This window comes from Streptomyces katrae, assembly GCF_002028425.1.
Taxonomy (GTDB): domain Bacteria; phylum Actinomycetota; class Actinomycetes; order Streptomycetales; family Streptomycetaceae; genus Streptomyces; species Streptomyces katrae_A.
In genome coordinates, this window is the sequence record NZ_CP020042.1 from 4963274 (window position 1) to 4987727 (window position 24454).

Genomic DNA, 24454 nt, shown 5'->3' on the forward strand with positions numbered 1-24454 from the left:
ACTCGTACGGGTGAGGCTGCGACCGCCGGCTACTCGGCGGCCAGGGCCGCTTCGGCGTCGAGGGTGACGGCGACGGCCTGGATCACCGAGGCGATCTTGAAGGCCTCCTGGACCGTCTCGCGGTCCACGCCCGCCTTGCGCAGGACCTGCTCGTGCGAGTCCAGGCACTGGCCGCAGCCGTTGATGGCGGAGACCGCGAGCGACCAGAGCTCGAAGTCCACCTTCTCCACGCCCGGGTTGCCGATGACGTTCATCCGCAGGCCCGCGCGCAGCGTGCCGTACTCCGGGTCGGAGAGCAGGTGCCGGGTCCGGTAGAAGACGTTGTTCATCGCCATGACCGCCGCGGCGGACTTGGCGGCGTTGTACGCCTCCGGGGACAGCGCGGCCTTGGCCTCGGGCTCCAGCTCACGCAGGACGCGCGGGGAGCGGGCGGCGATCGCGCAGGACAGGACGGTGCCCCACAGCTGCTGCTGGGTGAGGGTGTCCTGGTTGCCGATGACCGAACCGAGGTTCAGCTTCAGGTCCTTGGCGAAGTCCGGTATGGCGGACTTGAGGGAGTCGAGGGACATCCGTCACTCACCGGCCAGCAGGGCGCCGGCGTTCAGGGTGTCCTCGCCCTTGTTCCAGTTGCAGGGGCACAGCTCGTCGGTCTGCAGGGCGTCGAGGACCCGCAGGACCTCCTTGGGGTTACGGCCCACGGAACCGGCGGTCACCATCGAGAACTGGATCTCGTTGTTCGGGTCCACGATGAAGACGGCGCGCTGGGCGAAGCCGTCCTCGCCCTGGATGCCGCAGGCCTGCATCAGCTCGTGCTTGGAGTCGGCCAGCATCGGGAAGGGCAGGTCGCGCAGGTCGGCGTGGTCCTTGCGCCAGGCGTGGTGGACGTACTCGGAGTCGCCGGAGACGCCGAGGATCTGGGCGTCGCGGTCGAGGAACTCGTCGTTCAGCTTGCCGAACGCGGCGATCTCGGTGGGGCACACGAAGGTGAAGTCAGCAGGCCAGAAGAAGACGACGCGCCACTTGCCCTCGTAGGTCTTCTGGTCGATCTGCGCGAACTCCTTGCCGGCTTCGAGCGAGACGCAGGCGGTCAGGTCGTAGCTGGGGAACTTGTCACCGACAGTGAGCACGAACTCTCCTTGCGGAATGGAAAGTGACCCTTTTGGGGGCTTTCCGAGGGGGTTGGACTGATCTCACATGCTGGCACAGCTGCATTGATTAGGGAAATAGCTAGTCTTGTTGCGGGTGATCGGAGGTACCTATCAGTGGCTGTGAGTAGTAGAGGACAGAAGCAACCGACGCTGGCGCAGCTGCGCGCCTTCGCGGCGGTCGCCGAGCACCTGCACTTCCGGGACGCCGCCGCGGCGATCGGCATGAGCCAGCCCGCGCTCTCCGGGGCCGTCTCCGCGCTGGAGGAGGCCCTCGGGGTGCAGCTGCTGGAACGCACCACCCGCAAGGTGCTGCTCTCCCCGGCGGGCGAGCGGATCGCGGTCCGGGCGCGGGGCGTGCTCGACGCGCTGGGCGGGCTGCTGGAGGAGGCCGAGGCCGTACGGGCCCCGTTCACCGGGGTGCTGAGGCTCGGGGTGATCCCCACCGTCGCCCCGTACCTGCTGCCGACCGTGCTCGGGCTCTTCCACCGGCGCTACCCCCGGATGGACCTCCAGGTCCACGAGGAGCAGACGGCCTCCCTGCTGGAGGGGCTGGCCGCCGGACGGCTGGACCTGCTGCTGCTCGCGGTACCGCTGGGCGTGCCCGGCGTGTGCGAACTCCCCCTCTTCGACGAGGACTTCGTACTGCTGGCCCCCCGCGACCACCCGCTGGCCGGGCGCCGGGACATCCCGCGCGAGGAACTGCGGGGCCTGCAACTGCTGCTGCTGGACGAGGGGCACTGCCTGCGCGACCAGGCCCTGGACATCTGCCGTGAGGCCGGACGCACCGCCGGCGCGGACGTCACCACCACCGCCGCCGGACTGTCCACGCTGGTCCAGCTGGTCGCCGGCGGCCTCGGGGTGACCCTGCTGCCGCGCACCGCGCTGCGGCTGGAGACGGCCCGCAACGAGGCCCTGGCCACCGGCTACTTCGCCGAGCCGGCCCCCTCGCGGCGGATCGCCCTGGCCATGCGGACCGGGACCGCCCGGCAGGAGGAGTTCCGGGCCATCGCGGGCGCCCTGCGCGAAGCGGTGCGCCCGCTCCCGGTGTGGCCCACCGACTGAGGGGCCTTCCGGGAACGGGCGCACGGGGCCCGGGGGTCACTCCGTCCGCAGGCCGTCCGGGCGCATCAGGCGCAGCAGGGGCGGCAGGCTCAGCAGGGTGACCGCCGCGACCACGCCCGCCCCGGCTCCGGCCAGGGCCAGGACGGAGGCCCAGTCGACCCGCACCGGCCGGCCGGTGACCCACAGCAGGGTGGACCCCAGGGCGAGGCCCGCGCCGGTCGCCAGCGACAGCCCGAGCCCGATCGGGAGCGCCGTCTGCCACAGCACGGACAGGCCCAGGGTCCGGCGCGGCGTGCCGAAGGCCACCAGGGCGGCCAGCAGCCTCCGGCGCTCGCGCAGTTGCTCCAGCTGCGCCACCAGCAGGCTCGTGCCGATGACCACGAGCAGGCCCGCCGCGCCGAAGAACAGCCCGGTCCGGATCGTCGTGTACGAGGAGTTCTCGGAGGTCTTGCGCAGGGGCGTCACCGTGGCGAACGGCTCCGCCTTGAACACCGCCGTGCGGATCGCGTCGAGGGCGTCGGGCCGGGACTCGTCGGCCTGCACGAAGACGTGGGCGCCCGGCCAGCTGCCCAGGTTCTTCGGCGCGGCCGACGGGGTGACCAGCAGCCCGTCCCGCAGGGCCCCGAACGGGTCCACGACGGGGCGCACCGTACGGGCGCCCGCGGGCACGGTCCACTCGACGGGTTTCTCGGCGGCCAGTTCCCGCATGCCGTAGCTCGTGATGTTGCCGGCGTACAGCCGCTCCCCGGGTGCGGGGGTGAGCGGCTCCCCGGTGGGGGAGATCCCGCCGCCGGAGAGGGCGAAGGCGTCGCCCTCGGCGCAGTCCCCGAGCTCGGCGACCTCCCGCAGGGCCTCGCAGGTGCCGACGGTGACCCGTACGCTCTGGCCGTCGGCCGGGATGGCCCGCGCCGCCTGGACGTCGGTCAGCGCGACGGCCCTGACGACCCCCGGCGCCGCGGCGAGTTCCCCGGCGAGGGCGTCGACGCGGGACTCCGTGCCCATGTGCATCAGGACCGACACGGTCGCCCGGCCGGGGTCCTGGCCGGTGGGCCGCTCGTAGTCCTCCTCGACGCCGGTGAAGACCATCTGGAGGGCGATGGCCCCGGCCACCGCGACCGCGATCCCGTTGACCATGCGGGCGGCGCCGCCGCTGTCGACCTGGAGCCGCCGGACGGCCAGCTGCCAGGAGGCCGGTCCGCCCGAGAGCCGTCCGACGGTCCGCTCCAGCAGCCACGGCAGCAGCACGGTGACGGCGACCAGCAACAGCACCACCCCACCGCCGACCTGCCAGCGGTTGAAGTCGCGGTGCTCGTCGTCCTGTCCGCCCAGCGGCACGAGCAGACCCAGCCCGGCGAGCGGCAGCAGCAGCCGCCACCACACGCGGCGCCGGCGCGGCGCGGCCGTCCGGGCGACGCCCAGCGGCTCGATGACCACCCGCCGCAGGGCGAACACGGTGACGGCCACGGCCGCCGCCGGCATCGCCAGCGCCACCAGCAGGGCCAGCCACGGCGAGGGGTCCAGGTCGTGCGGGAAGACGCTGCGCTGCCGGAAGGAGAGGGACTCCGCCAGGGCGCGGCCGACGAGGAAGAAGCCCGCACCCAGCACCAGTCCGGCCAGCGCTCCCGACAGGGCCTCGCCGGCCGCGATGCGGCGCACCGTACGGCTGTCGGCGCCCACCAGGCGCAGCGCGGCGAGCCGCTGGTCGCGCCGCTCCCCGCCGAAGCGGACGGCGGCGGCGACGAAGACGGCGACGGGTGTCAGCAGTGCGACGAAGGCCAGGACGACCAGCAGCATCAGCACCGGGTCGAGGCCGCGCGGCTCCGGTTCGCCCGCGAAGGCGGTGATCCGCTGGATCCGGTGCTCACCCGGTCCGATGGCCGGCAGGGTGGAGTCGCCCAGGTAGAAGAGGAGTTCGGCCGGGCCGGTCAGGCCGCGGTCGGCGACGGTCCCGGTGATCTCGGCGCCCAGGCGCTCGCGCAGCCCCGCCCCTTCCGGGGAGGCCAGCAGCTGCTTCAGGGCGGGGGAGACCACCATCTCGCCGGCCTTCGGGACGCTCTGAAGCCCCGGCGGCACGGGCGCGTCGGGGCCTTCCGCGCGCAGCACCCGGCCGCCGATCTTCAGGTGGCGGTAGGTCTGGTCGATGCGGGCGATCAGCAGCGTGTCCCGGCCGGGCGCGGCGGCCTCGGTGGCGCCCAGCAGGGAACGGGCGTCCTCGCGTTCGTGCCGGGCGGTCAGCGCCCCCGGTACCGCCGTGCTGATCAGCAGCAGTGCGACGCCGAGGCCGACGCCGACACCGGTGAGCAGGGTGCGGGTCCACCCCTGGCGTCCGCCGCCGAAGGCGAAGCGTGCCCCGAGGGCCAGGTCCCGGGCCCAGGCCCGGAGCGTGCTCATAGGGCGCGCTCCATGTCCCGGGTGCGGCCGTCACGCACGACGATCTCCCGGTCGGAGTAGGCGGCCACCCGGGTCTCGTGGGTGACCAGGACGACGGCGGCGCTCGCCGCCCGGGCGGCCTCGGTGAGCAGCTGCATCACGAGTTCGCCGTTGAGGGAGTCCAGGGCGCCGGTGGGCTCGTCCGCGAAGACCACCCGGGGCCGGGTGACCAGCGCGCGGGCCACGGCCACGCGCTGGCCCTGGCCGCCGCTGACCTCGCCGGGGCGCTTGGCGCCGGTGTCCTCGACCTGGAGCCGCTCCATCCAGCCCAGGGCGGTGGCCTCGGCCTCCTTGCGCCTGACCCCGGCCAGGCGCAGCGGCAGCGCGACGTTCTCCACGCAGGTCAGCTCGGGGACGAGCTGACCGAACTGGAAGACGAAGCCGAACTGGCTGCGCCGCAGGGCGCTGCGCTCGGCGTCGCCCAGGGCGGTGAGCTCGCGGCCGTCGTAGGTGACGCTGCCGGAGTCGGGCGCGACGATCCCGGCGAGGCAGTGCAGGAGCGTGGACTTGCCGGAGCCGGAGGGGCCCATGACGGCGACGACCTCGCCGGGGTGGATGGAGAACTCGGCGCCGTCGAGGGCCCTGGTGGTGCCGTAGGCCTTGTGCAGGCCGGTGGCGACGAGGAGGGAGCCGGCGGGGGCCGTCATCGGCGCACCTCCCGGGCGAGCTGGTCCAGGCGGGCGGAGGTGAGTTCGAGCCAGCGCAGGTCGGCCTCCAGGTGGAACAGGGCGTGGTCGCAGACCAGCTGGTCGGCGAGGTCGCCCTTGCGCTTGCGCTGGGTCAGGATGCGCATCAGGCGCAGGTGTTCGGCGCGCTGGGTGTCGAGCAGACCGTTCGCGCTGCGGCCGGTGAGCAGCGCGAGGACCACCTTCGTGTAGAGGGTGGAGTGGAGGTAGGGCTCCGGCTTCTCCGGCTGGGAGAGCCACTGCGCGACGTCGGTGATCCCGGCGTCGGTGATGGCGTAGCGCTTGCGGTCGGGGCCGCCGCCGCTCTCGATCCCGTCGACCTCGACGAGGCCGTTCTTCAGCAGGCGGGACATGGTCGAGTAGACCTGCCCGTAGGCGAGCGGCCGGTCGTGGCCGAAGTTCTCGTCGAAGGCGCGCTTGAGGTCGTAGCCGTGGCGCGGGCCGGCCTCCAGGAGGCCGAGCAGGGTGTGGCCGATGGACATGGCGGCGACTATACACGGGGTGTATACGCACGGTGTATAGAAGGCGGTCGGCGGATTTTCCCGCGGCGGGTGGCGTCGGCGGGCAGGGAGGAACGCCCGGGCGCGGTGGTCGCGCCCGGGCGGAGGGCCGGGGGTGCCGGGGAGCGGCGGTCAGCCGTCGCGGCCGGTGCGGGGGCGGCCGCGGGGCGGGATCGGGGCGGCGCCGCCGGGGAGCCTGCCGGCCTCCGACAGGGCCCGGCGCAGCAGGAACTCGATCTGCGCGTTGGCGCTGCGCAGCTCCTCGCCGGCCCACCGCGCGAGGGCGTCGTAGACCTGCGGGTCGAGCCGGAGCAGCACCTGCTTGCGCGGCTCCCGTCCGGCCCGGGCGGGCTTGGGCTCGGACGGGTCCTGGGCGCCCCTGGACGTCACTGGTACAGGGTGCCCGTGTTGATGACCGGGGTGGCCGCGCGGTCGCCGCACAGGACCACCATCAGGTTGGAGACCATCGAGGCCTTCCGCTCGGGGTCCAGGTCCACGATCTCCTCCTCGGCCAGCCGGGTCAGCGCGAGCTCCACCATGCCCACCGCGCCCTCGACGATCTGCTTGCGGGCCGCCACGACCGCACCGGCCTGCTGGCGCTGGAGCATCGCGGAGGCGATCTCCGGAGCGTACGCGAGGTGGGTGAAGCGGGACTCGATGATCTCCACGCCCGCCGCGTCGACCCGGGTCGCCAGCTCGGCCGCGAGCTTCTCGGTGATCTCCTCGGCGTTGCCGCGCAGCGAGAGCCCGCCCTCCTCGTGCGAGTCGTAGGGGTACTCGATGGCGATGTGCCGGACGGCGGCCTCGGTCTGCGTCTCGACGAACTCCGTGAAGTCCTCGACCTCGAAGACGGCCCGCGCGGTGTCGGCCACCCGCCACACCACGACCGCCGCCAGCTCGATGGGGTTGCCGTAGGCGTCGTTGACCTTCAGGACGGCCGTCTCGTGGTTGCGGACCCGGGTGGAGATCTTCTCCCGCGAGGTCAGCGGGTTGACCCAGCGCAGCCCGTCCGTACGGATCGTCCCCCGGTAGCGGCCGAACAGCTGGACCACGCGGGCCTCGCCCGGGGCCACCGTGTTCAGCCCGCTCATGGCCAGCGCCGAGACCAGCACCACCAGGATGCCGAGGGGGATCAGGGCCGCCTTCGTCGCCGTCGCGGCCACCGTCGCGCCGAGGCCGATCAGGGCGGCGCCGGCCACCGCCCCCACGAGCCCGAGCAGGAGGGCGAGCCCGCCGCCGACGCTGTGCGCGGCGAACTCCCTTACGTCAGCCGGTCGTTCGCCCGTCGCTGAGGCTGTCATGGAATACCCCCGTTTGGTCCGTCGCGTCCGGTCCCGGTCGACTGGAACGCCTAGCAAAGTGATATCACTTTTTGCGATGACCGCAACCCATCCGGCATCGTGAGCGTCGGTTCCATCGGAGTGGGTGCTGATTCTCACGTCCGAATTGACCGGTATTGGTCAGGGTTAGCCAACCTTTGTCACAGCCTGCGGTGTTAGTTTTCTGAGCTGACGTCGGGGGGGTAATCGAGCGGAGCGGGAGCGATGGGCCGAGCAGATGCGCGACGGGCGCAGCAGCAGCGCGGTGGGCGGAAGGCGCCGGCCGGGCGTGCCGCCGGGCGCGCGGGCAAACCCACCGGGAAGAAGAAGCGCGGCGGCATACGCCGTTTCTTCACCTGGAAGACCATCCTCGGGACCTTCCTCGGCGGGATCCTGCTCCTCATAGCCGGAGCCTTCGCCCTCTACTTCTCCGTGGACGAGCCGACCGACCCGAACAAGACGGCGGTCCTGCAGAGCAACACGTTCAAGTGGGCCGACGGGTCGGTCATGACCCGCACCGGTGACATGAACCGCGAGATCGTCTCGATCGACAAGATCCCCGAGGACGTGCGCACGGCCTTCATCGCGATCGAGAACAAGACCTTCTACAAGGACCGCGGCGTCGACTTCATCGGCATCGCCCGCGGCGCGTTCAACACCCTGCGCGGCAAGGGCACGGCCGGCGGCTCGACGATCACCCAGCAGTACGTCAAGAACTACTACCTGACGCAGGACCAGTCGGCCACCCGCAAGCTCCGCGAAATGGTGATCTCCCTCAAGGTCGACCAGCGCATGGAGAAGGACGACATCCTCGTCGGCTACCTCAACACCAACTTCTACGGCCGCGGCGCCTACGGAATCCAGGCCGCCGCCCAGGCCTACTACGGCGTCGACTCCGACAAGCTCACCCTGGAGCAGGGCGCCTACCTGGCCGCCGTCATCCAGGCCCCCAGCCAGTACGACCTCGCGACCGCGGGCCCCAACGGCCGGCGGCTGGTCAACATCCGCTTCAACGCCGTCCTCGACAACATGGTCGAGATGGGCAAGCTGGACAAGGCCAAGCGCGACACCCTGCACCTGCCCGAGCCCATCAAGCCCAAGCCGCGCCCCGGCATGGACGGCCAGAAGGGCTACCTCATCCAGGCCGCCAAGGCGGAGCTGAGCCGCCAGGGCATCAAGGAAGCCGACATCGAGGCCGGCGGCTGGACGATCACCCTCAACATCGACAAGAAGAAGCAGGCGGCGCTGGAGAAGGCCGTCCAGGACGAGCTGGAGTCCAAGCTCGACCGCAAGGACGTCAAGGAACGCCCGGTCGACCAGAACGTCCAGGCCGGCGCCACCTCCGTGGACGCCAAGACCGGCCACATCGTCGCCATGTACGGCGGCGTGGGTCTGGCCGAGAAGTCGGCGAGCAACGCCCTGCGCACCGACTACCAGCCGGGCTCCACCTTCAAGCCGGTCGTGCTGGCCACCGCCCTGGACACCGGGGCCAAGACCCAGGACGGCCGTCCGATCACCCCCAACACCCTCTACGACGGCACCAGCAAGCGCCCCGTGGTCGGCAGCGACACCCCCTTCGCCCCGCAGAACCAGGACGACATCAACTACGGCGACCCGATGCTCACGGTCCAGGAGGCCACCAACTCCTCCGTGAACTCCGTGTACGCCCAGATGTTCGTGGACGCCAAGCCGGAGGTCGTGAAGAAGACCGCGCTCGCCCTCGGCATGAAGGACCGCGAGGGCTGGCCCGCCGACAAGCCGGCCATGTCGCTGGGCACGATGAGCGCCAACACCGTGGAGATGGCCGGGGTCTACGCCACCTTCGGCAACCACGGCAAGAAGGTCACCCCGACCATCGTCAAGAGCGCCGAGCACGTGGACGCCGAGTACAAGCCGGTCAGCCCCATCGGCGGCCAGGTCATCAAGCGCGAGACCGCCGACACCGTCACCAAGGTCCTGACCGGCGTGGTCCAGGACGGCTCCGGCAAGGCCGTGCGGTCCGACGCCTACCAGGCCGCGGGCAAGACCGGCACCACCGAGTCCAACGTGGCCGCCTGGTTCACCGGCTACACCCCGGAGCTCGTCACCGTCGTCGCGATGTTCGGCGAGGACCCCAACTCGCACAAGCAGGTCACCCTGACCGGTACGGCCGGCAAGGGCCGCGCCGGCGGTTCCAGCTTCCCCGCCCAGATCTGGCAGGCCTACACCACGGCCGCGCTCAAGGGCGTCAGCACCGGCGAGTTCGACCTGTCGGACGCCAACATGGGCACCCCGGTCGGCCCGACCCGTACCGCGGTCCCCTCCAGCGGCCCCTCCGGCACCGCCAACCCGTCCCCGTCCAGCTCCGGCACCCACCCGACGGGCAGCCCGGACCCCTCGGGCAGCGGCACCGGCAAGCCGGACCCGAGCCCGCCGACGAAGAACCCGACCCCGCCGACGAAGAACCCGACGCCCCCGACGGGCGACCCGCAGCCGCCGACGAAGAAGCCGACGCCGCCGCCCCTGTTCCCGGACGCACCCCAGCAGTAGGCCGCAGGCCCTCGTCACAGAACACCGCCGCCCCGCAGCGAGAACGCTGCGGGGCGGCGGTGTTCTGTCGCGGGCCGCTTCAGCGGCGCTCGTGCGCCGGCGGCAGCGCCAGCTCGAACCAGACCACCTTGCCGCTGCTCAGCCGGGTCGCGCCCCAGCGCCGCGCCAGGCGGTTGACCAGGAACAGGCCGCGCCCGCCCTCGTCGGTCTCCCGCGCCCGGCGCTGGCGCGGCAGCTGCGGGGAGTCGTCGCCGACCTCGCAGCGCAGCACGTCCGTACGCAGCAGGCGCAGGGTCACGGGCCGTTCGGCGTACCGGACGGCGTTCGTGACCACCTCGCTGACCAGCAGCTCCAGCGAATCGCTCAGCTCCTCCAGCCCCCAGCGGGCCAGGGCGCGCCGGGCGAACCGGCGGGCCCGGCCCGGGGCGGTCTCCTCCGGGTCCAGGAACCAGTACGCCACGTCGCTGGGCGCGATCCCCTCGAAGCGGGCCGCGAGCAGGGCGATGTCGTCGTCCCGGTCGCCCGGGCCGAGCATGTCCAGCACGTCGTCGCAGAGGGCCTCCAGCGGCGGCGAGTGGTCCAGCCCGGTCAGCTGCGCGGTGGTGGCGAGCCGTTCGCGCAGCTGGTCGATGCCCGTCCACACGTCCCGCAGCCGGGACTCCACCAGCCCGTCGGTGTACAGCAGCAGCGTGGCCCCGGCGGGGGCGTCCAGCTCCACGGCCTCGAAGTCCACCCCGCCGACCCCGATGGGGGCGCCCGGCGGGACGCGCAGCACCTCGGCGCGGCCGCCCAGGTGCAGCAGGACCGGCGGCGGGTGGCCGGCGTTGGCGATGGTGATCCGGTGCGAGACGGGGTCGTAGACCGCGTACAGGCAGGTGGCCATCCGGTCGGAGCCCAGCCGCTGGGCCTGCTCGTCCAGGTGGTGCAGCACCTCGGCCGGGGGCAGGTCCAGCTGGGCCAGGGTCTGCGCGGTGGTGCGCAACTGGCCCATGATCGCCGCGGAGGTCATGGAGTGGCCCATGACGTCGCCGACGACCAGCGCGACCCGGCTGCCGGGCAGCGGTATGGCGTCGTACCAGTCGCCGCCCACCCGGGCCGTCTCGGCGGCGGGCAGGTAGCGCGAGGCCAGCCGGACCCCGGTGGGCTGCGGCAGGCCGTCGGGCAGCATCGTGCGCTGGAGCTCGTCGGCGATGTAGGCCTCGCGCCCGTAGAGCACGGCTTTGTCGATGCCGAGCGCGGTGTGCGTCGCCAGCTGGGCCGCCACGAGCAGGTCGTTCGTCTCGAACGCGTCCCGGTCCGGGGTGCGCAGGAACACCGCCGCGCCGATCACCCGGCGGCGGCCGCGCAGCGGGGCCAGGATGGCCCGCTGCCCGCGCGGCACCGGATGGTCGGCGCCCAGCAGCTCGGGCAGCGCGTCCCGGGCGCCGGGGGCCGACCCGAACACGGGCCGCACCCCGCGCAGCACCTCGGCGAGGGCCCCGCCGGGCCGGATCTCGCACAGCTCCGCCGCGGGCAGGTCGCCCTGCGGGCCGACCAGCGGCAGCTGGCTGAAGTCGAGTTCGCCGGCGCCCCCCGCGGCTCCGGCGGCCTCGCCGCCGTCGGCCAGGGCCAGGTCGTCGATCGGCCGGAGCCGGTCGGTGCGGCGCAGCCTTAAAACGACCGGGCCGGCGGGCCGCTCGTCGCCGACGGGCAGCGGGTCGCGCAGGTAGACGAGGATCGCGTCGGAGAAGGTCGGCACGGTCGCCCGGCACAGGCCGAGGACGATCTCGTCGAGGTCGATGCCCCGGGCGATCCGGCGCGTGGCGGCGCCGACGAACCGCAGCCGGTCGCCCTCGCGCCGGGCCACGCCGGCCTCGGCGGAACCGGTGCCCGGGCCGCCCGCGCCCGGTACCGCCCGCGCCCCGGCCGCCGCCCCGGCGGCCTCCTCGTCCCGGCCCGCGTTGCGGGCGGCCTCGCCGTCACGGGTCCGCGCGGCCCCGGCGCCGGAGTCCGCCGGGCCGTGGCCGGAGGAGCCGTCGACGGCGGTGCCGCGCGGGCGCGGGAAATCGGCATGCGTGCGTACGGCCTCGGCGGCCGCGATGGGGGCCTTGCCGTGGCCGAGCTCGTCCGTACCTCCGCCGGGGGCGACGGTGGGCTGCGGGCCCTCCTGGGAGGTGGGGTACTCCGTCACGCGTGGAATTCCGTCCGTTTGCGCTCGATGTGCGCTGCACTCAACTCGGTCAGTCGCGGTATACCCGCTCAGCGGCGGGGGCACCACCACCCCCGGGTTCCGCGTCCCGCTCGTTACCTTTCTTTCCGCGTCGACCTCCGGTCAAGTCCCGGTCGCCGCAGGTCATTTACGGGTACGGGACCAGGAGGGCCCCCCGCGCGCGACCGGCGGAGGACGATCCTACGGTTGAACCCCGGGGGCGCATCAAGGGTCTCATGACGTCATATGCGCCGGGGTGCGGTCCCAGTCCTCGGGCAGAACCGGAACCTCCCAGGCCGGATCGGGCCTCCAGTTCTCCCAGCCGTCACCGAACGGCGGCCCCCAGGCCTTGACGACCTCCAGTGCCGCGCGGCCCGCCTCCTCCACCCGCGCGGCCTGCCCGGCGTCGATCAGCCCGATCCGCCGCGCCTGCGCGAACTCGTCCTCGTCCCGCCACTTCCAGCTGCGGTCGGGGTAGACGGAGATGTCGAGGAAGTGGTCCACCGAGTCCAGCCCGCCCGACCAGCGGGTGCGCGGCTCCTCCAGGTTCACGTACCAGTTCTTGAACAGCCAGCCGTGGTCCCAGAACAGCCACACCGACCAGGGCTCCGCGGGCCGGGCCAGCTTGAGCACCCCGGCGCCGAACCAGCGCGCCCGCACGGTGGTGCGCGGCGCCGTGTAGCGGGTGGCGAGGGGCTCCTCGTGCACCGGGGTGCCGTCGGCGAGTACGGGCTTGACGCATTCGGTGCCGGGCGCCATCCACACCGCGAGCAGCTCGTCGGTGTCCTGGACGACGGTCACCGGGCGGGCGATGTGGAACCGCCCGCCGGGTCCGGGGCCGTGGTCGCGGTAGCGCCAGAGGATCTGCGCCCCGGGTGCCCAGTGCGCAGCGTGCGTCCCGCCCGGCGCGGCGGGGTCCGCCGCGCCGGTGCCGGGCCTGGAAGTACCTGTCATGCGCAGATCTTAGGGCGGCTCCCCTCGGGGATGCTGCGGTGCAGGTCACGGTGGGGATCCCCGCAGCGGTGGCCGGGCGGGCGGCCGGGGTCGCGAACGACCGGATCCGGTCCCCTCTCCGGGGTCGACCGGGGGCGGTTCAGGGGCGGGTCATCCGCAGGACGTCCAGCGCCTCGTCGAGCTGCCGGAGCGTCAGCGCGCCCCGGTCGACGTAGCCGGACTCCAGCACCACCTCGCGGATGGTCTTGCGTTCCGCGAGCGAGCGCTTGGCGACCTTGGCCGCCTCCTCGTACCCGATGTAGCGGTTGAGCGGGGTCACCACCGAGGGGGAGGACTCGGCGTACTCCCTGGCCCGTTCGGCGTTGGCGGTGATCCCGTCCACGGTGCGGTCGGCCAGCAGGCGGCTGCCGTTCGCCAGCAGGCGGATGGATTCGAGGAGGTTGCGGGCCATCACGGGGAGCATCACGTTGAGCTCGAAGTTCCCGGAGGCGCCCGCCACGGCGACCGCCGTGTCGTTGCCGGTCACCTGTGCGGCGATCATCAGCAGGGCTTCGGGCACGACCGGGTTGACCTTCCCGGGCATGATCGAGGAGCCCGGCTGGAGGTCCGGCAGATTGATTTCGGCCAATCCGGTGCGCGGTCCGGAGGCCATCCAGCGCAGATCGTTGCAGATCTTGGTGAGCGAGACCGCGATCGTGCGGAGCATCCCCGAGGTCTCCACCAGCGCGTCGCGCGCCCCCTGGGCCTCGAAGTGGTTGCGGGCCTCGGTCAGCGGCAGCCCGGTGGCCCGCGCCACCTCGGCGATCACGGCGGCCGAGAACCCCGGCGGGGTGTTGATCCCGGTGCCGACGGCCGTACCGCCCAGCGGCAGCTCGGCCAGCCTCGGCAGGACGGCCTCCAGGCGCTCGATCCCGTAGCGGATCTGGGCCGCGTACCCGCCGAACTCCTGGCCCAGGGTGACGGGGGTGGCGTCCATCAGGTGCGTGCGCCCGGACTTGACCACCTCGGCGAAGGCGGCGGCCTTGCGCTCCAGGGCCAGTTCCAGGTGGCGCAGGGCCGGCACCAGGTCGTGGGTGACGGCGGCGGTGGCGGCGATGTGGATGGACGAGGGGAACACGTCGTTGGAGCTCTGCGAGGCGTTGACGTGGTCGTTGGGGTGGACCTCGCGCCCGAGCCGCTCGGTGGCCAGGGTGGCGATCACCTCGTTGGTGTTCATGTTGGACGAGGTGCCGGAGCCGGTCTGGAAGACGTCGACGGGGAAGTGCTCGTCCCAGCGGCCCTCGGCGACCTCGGCCGCCGCGGACCGCACGGCCGCGGCGGTCTCCTCGTCCAGGACCCCGAGCTCCGCGTTGACCAGGGCGGCGGCCGCCTTGATCCGGGCCAGGGCCTCGATGTGGGCGCGTTCGAGGCGCTGCCCGGAGAGCGGGAAGTTCTCCACCGCGCGCTGGGTCTGGGCGCGCCACTTGGCGTCGGCGGGCACCCGTACCTCACCCATGGAGTCGTGCTCGGTCCGGTACGCCGTGGACTTCTGATCATCGGTCATCTTCACATCCTCCTCAGAAAGTTGAGCAATTGTCTTGTTCGGACTGTTCCCATCTCCCCTACCGGCCAGTAAATACCGGGGGTAACACCGCTATCGGGGAGGCAGTACATGGCTCGTTCGCATGCGAAACCCAGGCTCAGATCTACATTCGCCGCGGTCGCGGCGGCCCTGGCCGCCCTCGGGGGCGTCACCGCCATCACCCCCATGGCCGAAGCGGCCCCCGCCGCATCCGGCTCGATCACACCCCTGTCACCGGAACTCGAAGCCATCCGCGCCGCCGAGGCCACCAAGATCTACGGCGACCCGGCGATCCGCCCCCTCGCCGAACGCAAGACCGGGCTCATCTCCCTCGGCGACAGCGAGATCTCCGGCGAGGGCACGGGCAACTACGACCCCGCCACCAACACCTCCGCCAACCAGTGCCACCGCTCGCCCGACTCGGCGATCCACCGCACGGGCATCCCGGCCGACCTCACCTTCAACGTCGCCTGCTCCGGCGGATACACCGGCAACATCCGCATCGGCGGCAGCAAGCAGTACGCCGACGAACTGGTGCAGAGCGACAACCTGGCCATCAAGGCCCGCAACACGAAGATCAAGATGGTGGTCCTGGTCGCCGGCGCCAACGACGACCTCCAGTTCGGCCCCGTCATGACCGACTGCGTCACCCGCTGGGTCCTCAGCCAGGGCACCTGCGAACCCAAGTACGGCCCGGGCTGGCAGGCCCGCGTCGACGGACTGGTGCCCAAGGTCGAGGCCACCATCGGCGACCTCAAGACGGTCATGCGCGACGCCGGCTACGCCGACTCCGACTACAAGCTCGTCGTCATGGGCTACCCCAGCCCCATCGGCCCCGACTTCTACGACAACCCGAGCTTCCCCGGCAAGCTCCCCGGCGGCTGCGCCGGCTACGACTCCGACGCCGCATGGGGCCGCAACTACGCCGTCCCCGCCTTCGAGAAGGGCATGCGCACCGCCGCCCTCGCCGCCGGCGCCACCTACCTGGACAACTCGCGGCTCTTCCACGGCCACGAGGTCTGCATGGAGGACACCTGGGCCCGCGGCCTCTACCTCGACCTCGGCGACCACTTCCCCTGGGACGAGAACACCGCCCGCCAGTCCTTCCACCCCAACTACCGGGGCCACGGCGCCTTCGCCTCCTGCCTCACCCAGCTCTACGACTCCGGCCTGCGCGAAGCCTCCTGCGCCGACCCCGCCAGCACCGGCACCCCCGTCCTCCAGCCCGGCGCCTGGGACGACCTCTACACACCTCTGAAGAACGAGGCCACCGGCAACTGCCTCGACTCCTTCGGCGGCTCCAGCGCGAACAACACCAAGGTGGTCGGCTGGGACTGCCACGGCGGCCGCAACCAGGGCTGGTGGTACGACACCGCCAACAAGTCCGTCCACGTCGAACTCAGCCAGGACCGCTGCCTCGACGTCCCCGGCGGCACCTACACGGCCGGCACCGGCCTGATCCTCTGGAACTGCCACGGCGGCGCCAACCAGCAGTTCGTCCGCGACGGCGCCACCCTGCACCCCGCCGCCGCCCCCGCCCTGTGCCTGACCGTCGCCGCCGCCCACGAGCAGCTGCGCCTGCAGACCTGCAACGGCTCGGCCGGCCAGCGCTTCGCGTAGACCCCCGCAACCCCGACCCGCCCTCCAGCGGCTTTGGCCGCGGTTTGGAGAACTTCTGGAGCGGCTCGGCAGCATGGAACGCGTCCCACCCCCACCCACCCTCCGAAGGAGGTGCTTCGAGATGAAGAAGATCCAGATCCGCAAGGCCGGTCCGGTCCGCCTGACCTCTTCCGCGTGCTCGCACTACCCGAGCCCCGCGTAACCGCACCCCGGGCGCGTTCGAGCAAGGGGCGTCCCCAGGCACACCGGGGGCGCCCCACCGGTCCGGGCCCGGCCCACGAGAGACGGAGCCCCCGCCATGGCGGAGCCAGGCCACACCAGCACGGACGACACCCCACTGGCGCTGCATCCGCTGGTCTACCTCCAGGACGGCGACGAGGTCACCATCGGACGCCGCGACACCGAGTCCTACGCGATCTTCCCGCCCGACGGCGCCGCACTCGTCCGCCGGCTCCAGGAGGGCGCCACCCCCGCACAGGCCGCGGACTGGTACGAGGCCGAGTACGGCGAGCGCGCCGACGTCGCCGACGTGGTCGAGGCCCTGCACGAGCTCGGGTTCGTCCGCGCCGAGGGAGAGCCGGAACCGGTCGCCGCACCCGTGCGCTGGCAGCGGCTCGGCAAGGCCGCCTTCTCCCCGGCCGCCTGGACCGCGTACGCACTCCTCGTCGCCTGGGCGGCCGTCAGCGTCGTCCGCGACCCCGGCCTCCTCCCGACCCCCGGCGACCTCGTCTTCAGCCACTACTACGCGGTGATCACCCTCGTCCTGTTCGTGGTGGCCGTACCGCTCATCGCCGTGCACGAGATCTTCCACGCCCTCGCCGGCCGCCGCCTGGGCATCCGCTCGCGCACCAGGATGTCGTACCGCTTCTACTTCCTCGTCGTGGAGACCTCCCTGGACGGCCTCGCCGGGGTGGAGCGCCGCAAGCGCTACCTGCCGATCCTCGCCGGGATGGTCGCCGACGTCGTCCTGATCGCCCTCGCCGTCATCACGGCCGGCCTCACGCACGGACTGACCGGCCGCATCTGCCTGGCGGTCGCCTTCACCACCTTCATCCGGCTGCTCTGGCAGTTCTTCCTCTACCTGCGCACCGACATCTACGTCCTCATCACCACCGTGCTCGGCTGCGTCGACCTGCACACCACGGCCGTGCGCATGCTCGCCAACCGGGTCAACCGGCTGCTCGGACGCACCGACCGGCTCACCGACGAGTCCCTGTGGCACCCCGTCGACCGGCGGGCCGCCCGCTGGTACTCCTGGCTGCTGCCCATCGGCTACGCCGTCAGCCTGACCACCTTCCTGTGGGGCGTAGGACCCGTCTTCCTCGCCATGACCTCGGCCTCGCTCGACCGCTTCGGCACCGGCCACTCGACCTGGGTCCAGCTGACCGACGCGGCCGTCTTCCTCGTCCTGACCTTCGGCCAGATCGCCTTCGCCCTCTGGCTCGCCGCCAGGGAGCGCCTGCGCAGCCGGCGGGCCCGGCTCCACCACGTCATCGCCTGACGGGACCACCCCCGGCGGGCCTCTTCCGAAAGGCGGGCCCATGACCGGGCACCACTGGATCTCCGCACCCCACCGCCCCGCACGCGCCGCCCTGCTGGCAGGCCTCGACCTGCCGCCGCTCCTGGCCGCCGTCGACGCGCACCGCCGCCTGCGCGGCCCGTACACCGCGGCCGGAACGCTGCTGCGGCTCCTGGCCCCCGCGGCGCTGGAACGGCGGCCCGCCCTGGCCGCCCGCCACTACATCGAACTCCAGGAGAGCACCCCCGAGCTGGCCCCGCTCGTACCGCCGGTCACCCACCACATCGAGGAGCAGTCCACGGCCGGCGAGGTCAGCCGCTACCCGGCCCGCCTGCACTCCCTGCGCGTGGCCCACGGCATCGTCGACTTCCTGCTCGCCGCCCTCACCGACGCCGGCGAGGGCCCGCGCACCCTCGTCGTGGAGAACGTGCAGCACGCCGACGTCACCGACCAGGAGTTCCTGGCCGCCGCCCTGCGCCGGATCCCGCCCGGACTGCTCACCCTCGTCCTGTGCACCGGCACGGCCGAACTCCTCGACCCGCCCGGCTTCCCCTCCCTCTCCCTGCCGGCCGCCCTCGCCGCCCACACCACCCGGGCCGCCGCCCCCGACGCGCCCCCCGCCCCGGCCGCCGACACCGGCCCCGAGGCGGTACGCCGCTACGTGGACGGCGACTGCACCGACGACGACCCCGCCCTCGCCGCCGCGTACGAGGCCCTGCCCGCGGCGGAGCGCGCCGCCCTCCACGACGCCCGCGCCGCCGAGCTCGCCGCCCGCGCCGAGGAGGCCGAGCCCTCCCTGCGGCTGGGCGCCCTCCCCTTCCACCTGGTGCGGGGCAGCGACCCCGGCGGAGCCGGCGTCGAGGCCCTGCGCACGGCCATGCTCCGCTGCAAGTACCTGGGCTTCTACCACCTCGCCGCCGAACTCGGCGACGAGGGACGTCGGCTGACGGACCCGCAGCGACGCCCCGACCTGTGGTGGATCTTCATCCGCGAATCCGGGGTCTGCCTCGCCGCGGCCGGACGCCCCGACGAGTCGGCCGTCCTCCAGGAAGAGGCCCGGACGGCCACCCAGAGCCCCGCGCACCACATGAAGCTCGCCTACGAGATCGGCATGCTCTACGCCCGCCACTACCCCGAGGAGCGGCGCGACCCCCGCCGGGCCCGGGCCTGGGTCAACACCGCCATCTCCATCGCGGACCTGCTCCCCGACCCCAAGGAACGCGCCTTCTACTCCGTCTTCAACCGCAACGGCCTCGCCCTCGTCGAGGTCCGCGACGGCCGCCCGGACGAGGCGCTGCGCCTGCTGGACCAGGGCATCGAGCGCCTGAACCGGGAACTCGGACTCGGCGAGCGCACCTGGCACCAGGTCGGCCTCCGCTACAACCGCGCCCAGGTCAACAGCATGGCGGGCCGGCTGGAGGCGGCCCTGGAGGACTACGGCGAGATCATGGACGCCGACGACGACTTCGCCGACCACTACTTCAACCGCGGCAACATCCTGCGCAAACTGGGCCGCCTGGACGAGGCCATCGCCGACTACGAGCGGGCCCTGTCCCTGGAAGCCCCGTTCCCCGAGGCGTACTACAACCGGGGCGACGCCCGCCTGGAACTCGGCGACACCGACGGCGCCCTCGCCGACTTCGCCCGCACCCTGGAGCTCGACCCGGACAACCGGGAGGCCCTCCTCGCCCGGGCCGGCCTGCTCGCCGAGCTCGGCGACCCCGAGGCGGCCCTGGCGGACGTGGCCGCCGGGCTGGCCCTGGCCCCCGACCACGCCCACCTGCTCTGCCTGCGCGGACGCCTGCTCGCGGAGGCGGACCGCACCAAGGAGGCGGCCGAGGCCGTCGACGCGGCGCTCGCCAGCGACCCCGGGCTGGCCGAGGCCTGGGCGATCAAGGGCGAACTGGCCTACGGAGAGGGCGATCTGGGGGCGGCCGTGGCCGATTTCGACCGGGCGGTGGCGCTGGCCGACCGGCCCGAGTTCCGCTTCAACCGGGCCGTGGTCCACGAGACCGCCGGCCGGTTCGCCCGGGCCGCCGAGGACTTCGACGCCGTGTACGCGGCCACCGGCGACCCCGACGCGGTCGAACGCCGCGACGCCTGCCGGCGCGCCGCCGAGCGCAGCGCCGTCTGAGCCGGAGCGCGGCGGATGAGCGTGCGGCAGCGGGAGCAGGGCCTGGAGCGGGGCCGGGAACAGGAGCGGAGCCGGGACGCGGGCCGGGACGCGAGCTGGGACGCGGGACGGGAGGCGGCCCCCGGGCGGGGCCGGGAGCGGCGGGGGAGCGGGGAAGCCGGCCCGGCCGACCCCGTGGCCCGGTTCACCGAGGCCATGGCCCGCCTGGTCTCCGGGGTGGCGGTGGTCAGCGCGCGGCGGGCCGACGGCAGCCCGTGCGGGCTCCTCGTCTCCTCCGTCAGCTCCTACAGCGTGGCCCCGCCGTCCGTCATGCTGGCCCTCTCGCGCGACTCGCGTACCTACCGGGCCATGGAGGCCCGCGTGGGCACCCCCTTCGGGGTGCACCTGCTGGGCTCCGCCGACGAGGCCCTGGCCAGGGTGTTCGCGGGGCGCGGGGAGGACAAGTTCGCGGGCGTGGCCTGGGACTGGGACGAGGGCAGGCCCCGCATCGCGGGCGTCCCGGTCTACCTGGGGTGCCGGGCCGCCGCCGTGTTCCCGCACGGGGACCACGTGGTCCTGCTGGGCGAGGTGGCCGACTGCACCGTCCGGGACGCCACCCCGCTCGTCCACTACCGCCGCCGCCTGGACTGGCACCTGGCGTAGGGGGACCGTGCTGCCTGGCCCGGGCGGCGGGCAGGCCGGGTCCGGGACGGGCCGTGGCGGTGCCGCCCGTTGGTCTCGGGCGGCACCGGGGGAACGGTGATGCCCCAGGAGCCGCGGTCCCGCGGACCGGGCGCCCGCTGGGCCGGGCGGGGGCGCGCCGGTCCTGCGGCGCGGGGGACCGGGGAAGGCGGTGCCCCCCTCCGGGAAGCGGCGGGTCAGCGGCCGGCCGGCTGGAGGAGTAGGGGTCTGCGACATCGGCCGTGCTCGGGGCCCGTCGGGCGTAAGCCGCCCAGCAGCGCCCGCTGGACCGCCTGGAGCCCCGGCCCCGGCTCGATCCCGACGTCCTGGACGACCACCCGCCGGACCCGGGCGTACGCGTCCAGGGCCTCGGCCCGCCGTCCCGAACCGGCCAGGGCCAGCATCAGCTGCTCGTGGAACTCCTCCCGCAGCGGATGGCGGGCGCACAGTTCCGCCAGCTCGGCGATCACCTCCCGGGACCGGCCCGCGCAGATGTCGGCACCGATCCGGTCCTGGACCAGCGCGAGCCGCTCCTCCTCCAGCCGCACCGCGTAGTACGCCGGCAGGCGCGCGGGCCCCAGATCGGCCAGCGGCCGCCCGCGCCACATCGCGAGGGCCGCCGAGAACGCCGCGCTCGCCGCGGCGCAGTCACCTGCCGTCCGCAAACCCCGCCCCAGCGCGGCCCGGGCCCGGGAGCGGTCCAGGTCCAGCTCGCCGGGCTCCACGTGCAGCACGTAGCCGGAGCCGGCCGTCCGCAGCAGCGGGTGGTGGCGGGGGTCGCCCCCGGCGCGGCCGTGCCCCGGGTCCAGCGTCCGGCGCAGCCCGGACACGTACATCTGGAGGGTCGCCTGGGCGCAGCGGGGCGGATGCCCGTCCCACAACTCCTCGATCAGCATGTCCGCGCACGCCAGCCGGTTGGCGTGCAGCAGCAGGATCGCCAGCAGCGCGCGGCGCTTGAGCTGGCTGGGCGTGCACACCGCACCCGAGCGGCGCACCTCCAGCGGGCCGAGGACGAGGTAACTCGGCTCGCCCTCCTCGCCGCCGCCGGTGCCGCTGTCGCCGCCGGGTCTGGCACCGGGTCTGCCGCCGGTGCCGTCGTCCGGTCTGCCGCCGGAGCCGTCGTCGGGGGCGTCGCCGCCGGCGGAACGTTCATCGTGCTGTCCTGCGGCCATGCCCCAGTCACCCTCGCCCGCGCCACGGCGCCGGTGGGCGCCTGTCCGTCGTCGGCCAACGGCATGCCCCCGGCGGATATACCGCCCCGCACGCCACGGCATACGTTCGAGCCTCGCGGGCTGCCTGTCACGGGTGCGAACCAGCCAATGACACACCGTCACACGGCGGGCTGCCGGCCCCCGTCCGCCCCCGCCGCGACCGCCCGGGCGCCGAGCTGCTCGCGCACCGCGCGGGGCCGGTTGGTGATGATCGTCTCCACCCCGAGCCGTACGCACAGCTCCACGTCCTCGGGCTCGTCCACGGTCCACACCCGCACCCGCAGCCCCTTGGCCCTCAGCCGTCCCACCAGCCCCGGATCCCGGCGCACGAGGTCGATCCCCGGACCGGCGTGCCCGGCGAACGGCGGCCGCGGGGCGCGCAGCTGCCGCTCGATCAGGTAGACGGACGGCAGCCCGGGCGCCAGCCGGTGCAGCCGGGTCAGCGCGTTGCGGGAGAAGCTCATCACCTCGACCCGGCCGTCGGAGCCGTCGGCGAGCCCGTACTCCTTCAGCATCCGCACCAGCTCGGCCTCCAGCCGGCCGCCGGCCCGGGTGGGGTGCTTGGTCTCCACGGCCAGCCCCACCGGCCGGTCCGCCGCCAGGGCCTCCTTCAGCAGGTCCTCGAAGAGCAGCACCCGCGCCCCCCGGTGCTCCGCGCCCTTCCAGCCGCCGAAGTCGAACGCGGCCAGCTGCTCGTACGTCAGCTCGGAGACCACCCCGCGCCCGTCGGAGGTCCGCTCCACCGTCCGGTCGTGCACGCACACCAGCCGCCCGTCCGCGCTCAGCCGCACGTCGCACTCCAGGGCGTCGGCCCCGTCGGCGATGGCCCGCCGGTAGGCCTCGATGGTGTGCTCGGGGAACTCGTGGGAGGCCCCGCGGTGCGCGACCACGCGGATCGCGCGGGCGGAGCCGGGGGAGGGGGTCGTCGGTGCCATGCGGGAATCCTTGCGAACCGGGGTGAACGGCCGGGTGCGGGCCTGTGACCCCGACGTTAACCCGGCCACCGGCCGCTCACCGCCCGGGCCCGCGTCACGGCTTCGCGGGACGCGCCCCCGGCGGGGCGTCTGCCCCTGGGCCGACATGCGCGAGGGCCCCTCCCCCGTCCGGGGGAGGGGCCCTCGCCACCACGGGCTACAGCCCCGGGCCGCGCACCGGGATGTGGGTGAACGTCGGCTCCGGGGCCGGGTTCTGGAAGAAGTCGTTGCCCTTGTCGTCCACGACGATGAAGGCCGGGAAGTCCTCGACCTCGATCTTCCAGACCGCCTCCATGCCCAGCTCCTCGTACTCCAGGACCTCGACCTTCTTGATGCAGTCCTGTGCCAGGCGCGCCGCCGGGCCGCCGATCGAGCCGAGGTAGAAGCCGCCGTGCGCGCCGCACGCGTCGGTCACCTGCTGCGAGCGGTTGCCCTTGGCGAGCATCACCTTGGAGCCGCCCGCCGCCTGGAACTGCTCGACGTAGGAGTCCATGCGTCCGGCCGTGGTCGGGCCGAAGGAGCCGGAGGCGTAGCCCTCGGGGGTCTTGGCCGGGCCCGCGTAGTACACCGGGTGGTCCTTGAGGTACTGCGGCATGCCCTCGCCCGCGTCCAGCCGCTCCTTGATCTTGGCGTGCGCGATGTCGCGGGCCACGACCAGGGGTCCGGTCAGGCTGAGGCGGGTCTTGACCGGGTGCTTGGTCAGCGTCGCCAGGATCTCGTCCATCGGCTGGTTCAGGTCGATGCGGACCACGTCGGCCGTCTCGTCCAGGTGCGCGTCCGTGGTCTCCGGCAGGAAGCGCGCCGGGTCGGTCTCCAACTGCTCCAGGAAGACGCCCTCGGCGGTGATCTTCGCGACGGCCTGGCGGTCGGCGGAGCAGGACACCGCGATGGCGACCGGGAGGGAGGCGCCGTGGCGGGGCAGGCGCACCACGCGGACGTCGTGGCAGAAGTACTTGCCGCCGAACTGGGCGCCGATGCCGATCTTCTGCGTCAGCTCGAAGACCTGCTGCTCCAGGGCCTCGTCGCGGAAGCCGTGGCCCAGCGCGGAACCCTCGCGGGGGAGCTCGTCCAGGTAGTGCGCGGAGGCGTACTTGGCGGTCTTCAGCGCGTGCTCGGCGGAGGTGCCGCCGACGACGATCGCCAGGTGGTACGGCGGGCAGGCCGCCGTGCCGAGCGAACGGATCTTCTCCTCCAGGAACTTCATCATGGAGGCCTCGTTGAGGACCGCCTTGGTCTCCTGGTAGAGGAAGGACTTGTTGGCCGAGCCGCCGCCCTTGGCCATGAAGAGGAACTTGTACGCGCCGCCGTCGGTCGCGTAGAGCTCGATCTGCGCGGGCAGGTTCGAGCCGGTGTTCTTCTCCTCCCACATGGTCAGCGGGGCCATCTGCGAGTAGCGCAGGTTCAGCCGGGTGTAGGCGTCGTAGATGCCGCGCGAGAGGGCTTCCTCGTCGCCGCCCTGGGTCAGGACGTTCTGGCCGCGCTTGCCCATGACGATCGCCGTGCCCGTGTCCTGGCACATCGGCAGCACGCCGGCCGCGGCGATGTTGGCGTTCTTCAGCAGGTCGAGGGCGACGAACTTGTCGTTCGCGCTCGCCTCCGGGTCGTCGATGATGCGGCGCAGCTGGGCCAGGTGCGCGGGGCGCAGGAAGTGCTGGATGTCGTGGATGGCCTCCTCGGCGAGCTTGCGCAGCGCCTCCGGCTCGACCTTGAGGAACGTACGGCCGTCGGCCTCGAAGGTCGAGACGCCCTCGGAGGTCACCAGCCGGTAGGGGGTGGTGTCCTCGCCCAAGGGCAGCAGGTCGGTGTACGCGAACTCCGGCATGTGGCCAATCCTCACTCGGCAGACAGCGCTGGCGTCCGTTTTGGCAGCGCGGCTAACCAGCGTAGAACCTCCCCGCTCGGGCGTGTCTGTGAGGTAGGGCTCACCCATCGCTATCGCGATCTATCGTGTCTCGCTAT

General features: G+C 73.1%; 19 protein-coding genes. 6 read left to right on the plus strand and 13 right to left on the minus strand.

Features of this window, described 5'->3' with window-relative positions; all coding sequences use genetic code 11:
- Positions 1–29 precede the first annotated feature (29 nt).
- Both B4U46_RS22815 and B4U46_RS22820 read right to left on the minus strand, forming a co-directional pair.
- A complete protein-coding gene (locus B4U46_RS22815) occupies positions 30–569 on the minus strand; it encodes an alkyl hydroperoxide reductase (RefSeq protein ID WP_079429556.1) in 540 nt (179 codons plus the stop codon).
- A 3-nt stretch (positions 570–572) separates the two neighbouring features.
- The gene (locus B4U46_RS22820) at positions 573–1127 is read right to left on the minus strand and encodes a peroxiredoxin (protein ID WP_079429557.1); all 555 of its coding nucleotides are present in this window, start codon (positions 1125–1127) and stop codon (positions 573–575) included.
- Positions 1128–1262: 135 nt separating this feature from the next.
- Here B4U46_RS22820 and B4U46_RS22825 point away from each other — a divergent pair, with 135 nt between their 5' ends.
- Positions 1263–2210 (plus strand): hydrogen peroxide-inducible genes activator, encoded by a 948-nt coding sequence (locus B4U46_RS22825; RefSeq protein ID WP_079429558.1) that lies wholly within the window; start codon positions 1263–1265, stop codon positions 2208–2210.
- A 36-nt stretch (positions 2211–2246) separates the two neighbouring features.
- Here B4U46_RS22825 and B4U46_RS22830 read toward each other — a convergent pair whose 3' ends face one another.
- The 5 genes from B4U46_RS22830 to B4U46_RS22850 all read right to left on the minus strand — a co-directional run bounded on the left by B4U46_RS22830 (position 2247) and on the right by B4U46_RS22850 (position 7127).
- Positions 2247–4601 (minus strand): ABC transporter permease, encoded by a 2355-nt coding sequence (locus B4U46_RS22830; protein ID WP_079429559.1) that lies wholly within the window; start codon positions 4599–4601, stop codon positions 2247–2249.
- The gene (locus B4U46_RS22835; protein ID WP_079429560.1) at positions 4598–5287 is read right to left on the minus strand and encodes an ABC transporter ATP-binding protein; all 690 of its coding nucleotides are present in this window, start codon (positions 5285–5287) and stop codon (positions 4598–4600) included. Before B4U46_RS22835 ends, B4U46_RS22830 begins: the two co-directional genes overlap by 4 nt.
- Positions 5284–5808 carry a PadR family transcriptional regulator gene (locus B4U46_RS22840; protein WP_079429561.1) on the minus strand — a complete coding sequence of 175 codons (525 nt, stop codon included), beginning with the start codon at positions 5806–5808 and terminating at the stop codon, positions 5284–5286. The genes B4U46_RS22835 and B4U46_RS22840 overlap by 4 nt, the downstream gene beginning before the upstream one ends.
- 150 nt (positions 5809–5958) lie before the next feature.
- The gene (locus B4U46_RS22845) at positions 5959–6216 is read right to left on the minus strand and encodes a hypothetical protein (RefSeq protein ID WP_079429562.1); all 258 of its coding nucleotides are present in this window, start codon (positions 6214–6216) and stop codon (positions 5959–5961) included.
- The gene (locus B4U46_RS22850) at positions 6213–7127 is read right to left on the minus strand and encodes an SPFH domain-containing protein (protein ID WP_079429563.1); all 915 of its coding nucleotides are present in this window, start codon (positions 7125–7127) and stop codon (positions 6213–6215) included. Before B4U46_RS22850 ends, B4U46_RS22845 begins: the two co-directional genes overlap by 4 nt.
- Positions 7128–7370: 243 nt before the next feature.
- Between B4U46_RS22850 and B4U46_RS22855 the strand changes: the two genes are divergently transcribed.
- Entirely contained in the window at positions 7371–9674 is a 2304-nt protein-coding gene (locus tag B4U46_RS22855) for a transglycosylase domain-containing protein (protein ID WP_079429564.1), read from the plus strand.
- A gap of 79 nt (positions 9675–9753) precedes the next feature.
- Here the strand turns inward: B4U46_RS22855 and B4U46_RS22860 are convergent, their stop codons facing one another.
- The 3 genes from B4U46_RS22860 to B4U46_RS22870 all read right to left on the minus strand — a co-directional run bounded on the left by B4U46_RS22860 (position 9754) and on the right by B4U46_RS22870 (position 14359).
- The gene (locus B4U46_RS22860; protein WP_107438303.1) at positions 9754–11844 is read right to left on the minus strand and encodes an ATP-binding SpoIIE family protein phosphatase; all 2091 of its coding nucleotides are present in this window, start codon (positions 11842–11844) and stop codon (positions 9754–9756) included.
- A 252-nt stretch (positions 11845–12096) separates the two neighbouring features.
- On the minus strand, positions 12097–12816 hold the full coding sequence (locus B4U46_RS22865) for a DUF402 domain-containing protein (RefSeq protein WP_079429565.1): 720 nt from the start codon (positions 12814–12816) through the stop codon (positions 12097–12099).
- A 139-nt stretch (positions 12817–12955) separates the two neighbouring features.
- On the minus strand, positions 12956–14359 hold the full coding sequence (locus B4U46_RS22870) for a class II fumarate hydratase (protein WP_079429566.1): 1404 nt from the start codon (positions 14357–14359) through the stop codon (positions 12956–12958).
- A gap of 108 nt (positions 14360–14467) precedes the next feature.
- Here B4U46_RS22870 and B4U46_RS22875 point away from each other — a divergent pair, with 108 nt between their 5' ends.
- The 4 genes from B4U46_RS22875 (at position 14468) to B4U46_RS22890 (ending at position 20292) form a co-directional block, all read left to right on the plus strand.
- Positions 14468–15997: a ricin-type beta-trefoil lectin domain protein gene (locus tag B4U46_RS22875; RefSeq protein ID WP_079429567.1), complete on the plus strand. Its 1530-nt coding sequence runs from the start codon at positions 14468–14470 to the stop codon at positions 15995–15997.
- Positions 15998–16295: 298 nt separating this feature from the next.
- Positions 16296–17498 carry a PqqD family protein gene (locus B4U46_RS22880; protein WP_079429568.1) on the plus strand — a complete coding sequence of 401 codons (1203 nt, stop codon included), beginning with the start codon at positions 16296–16298 and terminating at the stop codon, positions 17496–17498.
- Between the two features lie 40 nt (positions 17499–17538).
- Complete coding sequence (locus B4U46_RS22885; protein WP_079429569.1) at positions 17539–19650, plus strand: tetratricopeptide repeat protein; 2112 nt, start codon at positions 17539–17541, stop codon at positions 19648–19650.
- A gap of 15 nt (positions 19651–19665) precedes the next feature.
- Positions 19666–20292 carry a flavin reductase family protein gene (locus B4U46_RS22890; RefSeq protein WP_079429570.1) on the plus strand — a complete coding sequence of 209 codons (627 nt, stop codon included), beginning with the start codon at positions 19666–19668 and terminating at the stop codon, positions 20290–20292.
- Positions 20293–20507: 215 nt separating this feature from the next.
- On the opposite strand, the gene B4U46_RS39235 is transcribed toward B4U46_RS22890, so the two are convergent.
- The 3 genes from B4U46_RS39235 to B4U46_RS22905 form a co-directional block, all read right to left on the minus strand.
- Positions 20508–21482 carry an AfsR/SARP family transcriptional regulator gene (locus B4U46_RS39235; protein ID WP_100862952.1) on the minus strand — a complete coding sequence of 325 codons (975 nt, stop codon included), beginning with the start codon at positions 21480–21482 and terminating at the stop codon, positions 20508–20510.
- A 158-nt stretch (positions 21483–21640) separates the two neighbouring features.
- Positions 21641–22456, minus strand: coding sequence for a glycerophosphodiester phosphodiesterase (locus tag B4U46_RS22900; protein WP_079429572.1), 816 nt, complete (start codon positions 22454–22456; stop codon positions 21641–21643).
- 196 nt (positions 22457–22652) lie between these two features.
- A complete protein-coding gene (locus tag B4U46_RS22905; protein ID WP_079429573.1) occupies positions 22653–24317 on the minus strand; it encodes a fumarate hydratase in 1665 nt (554 codons plus the stop codon).
- Between the last annotated feature and the right edge of the window lie 137 nt (positions 24318–24454).

Coding starts and splice junctions, on each gene's coding strand:
- B4U46_RS22815 (WP_079429556.1), bottom strand. CDS start 569: ATGTCCCTCGACTCCCTCAAGTCCGCCATACCGGACTTCGCCAAGGAC.
- B4U46_RS22830 (WP_079429559.1), bottom strand. CDS start 4,601: ATGAGCACGCTCCGGGCCTGGGCCCGGGACCTGGCCCTCGGGGCACGC.
- B4U46_RS22835 (WP_079429560.1), bottom strand. CDS start 5,287: ATGACGGCCCCCGCCGGCTCCCTCCTCGTCGCCACCGGCCTGCACAAG.
- B4U46_RS22840 (WP_079429561.1), bottom strand. CDS start 5,808: ATGTCCATCGGCCACACCCTGCTCGGCCTCCTGGAGGCCGGCCCGCGC.
- B4U46_RS22850 (WP_079429563.1), bottom strand. CDS start 7,127: ATGACAGCCTCAGCGACGGGCGAACGACCGGCTGACGTAAGGGAGTTC.
- B4U46_RS22855 (WP_079429564.1), top strand. CDS start 7,371: ATGGGCCGAGCAGATGCGCGACGGGCGCAGCAGCAGCGCGGTGGGCGG.
- B4U46_RS22865 (WP_079429565.1), bottom strand. CDS start 12,816: ATGACAGGTACTTCCAGGCCCGGCACCGGCGCGGCGGACCCCGCCGCG.
- B4U46_RS22870 (WP_079429566.1), bottom strand. CDS start 14,359: ATGACCGATGATCAGAAGTCCACGGCGTACCGGACCGAGCACGACTCC.
- B4U46_RS22875 (WP_079429567.1), top strand. CDS start 14,468: ATGGCTCGTTCGCATGCGAAACCCAGGCTCAGATCTACATTCGCCGCG.
- B4U46_RS22880 (WP_079429568.1), top strand. CDS start 16,296: ATGGCGGAGCCAGGCCACACCAGCACGGACGACACCCCACTGGCGCTG.
- B4U46_RS22885 (WP_079429569.1), top strand. CDS start 17,539: ATGACCGGGCACCACTGGATCTCCGCACCCCACCGCCCCGCACGCGCC.
- B4U46_RS22890 (WP_079429570.1), top strand. CDS start 19,666: ATGAGCGTGCGGCAGCGGGAGCAGGGCCTGGAGCGGGGCCGGGAACAG.
- B4U46_RS39235 (WP_100862952.1), bottom strand. CDS start 21,482: ATGGCCGCAGGACAGCACGATGAACGTTCCGCCGGCGGCGACGCCCCC.
- B4U46_RS22900 (WP_079429572.1), bottom strand. CDS start 22,456: ATGGCACCGACGACCCCCTCCCCCGGCTCCGCCCGCGCGATCCGCGTG.
- B4U46_RS22905 (WP_079429573.1), bottom strand. CDS start 24,317: ATGCCGGAGTTCGCGTACACCGACCTGCTGCCCTTGGGCGAGGACACC.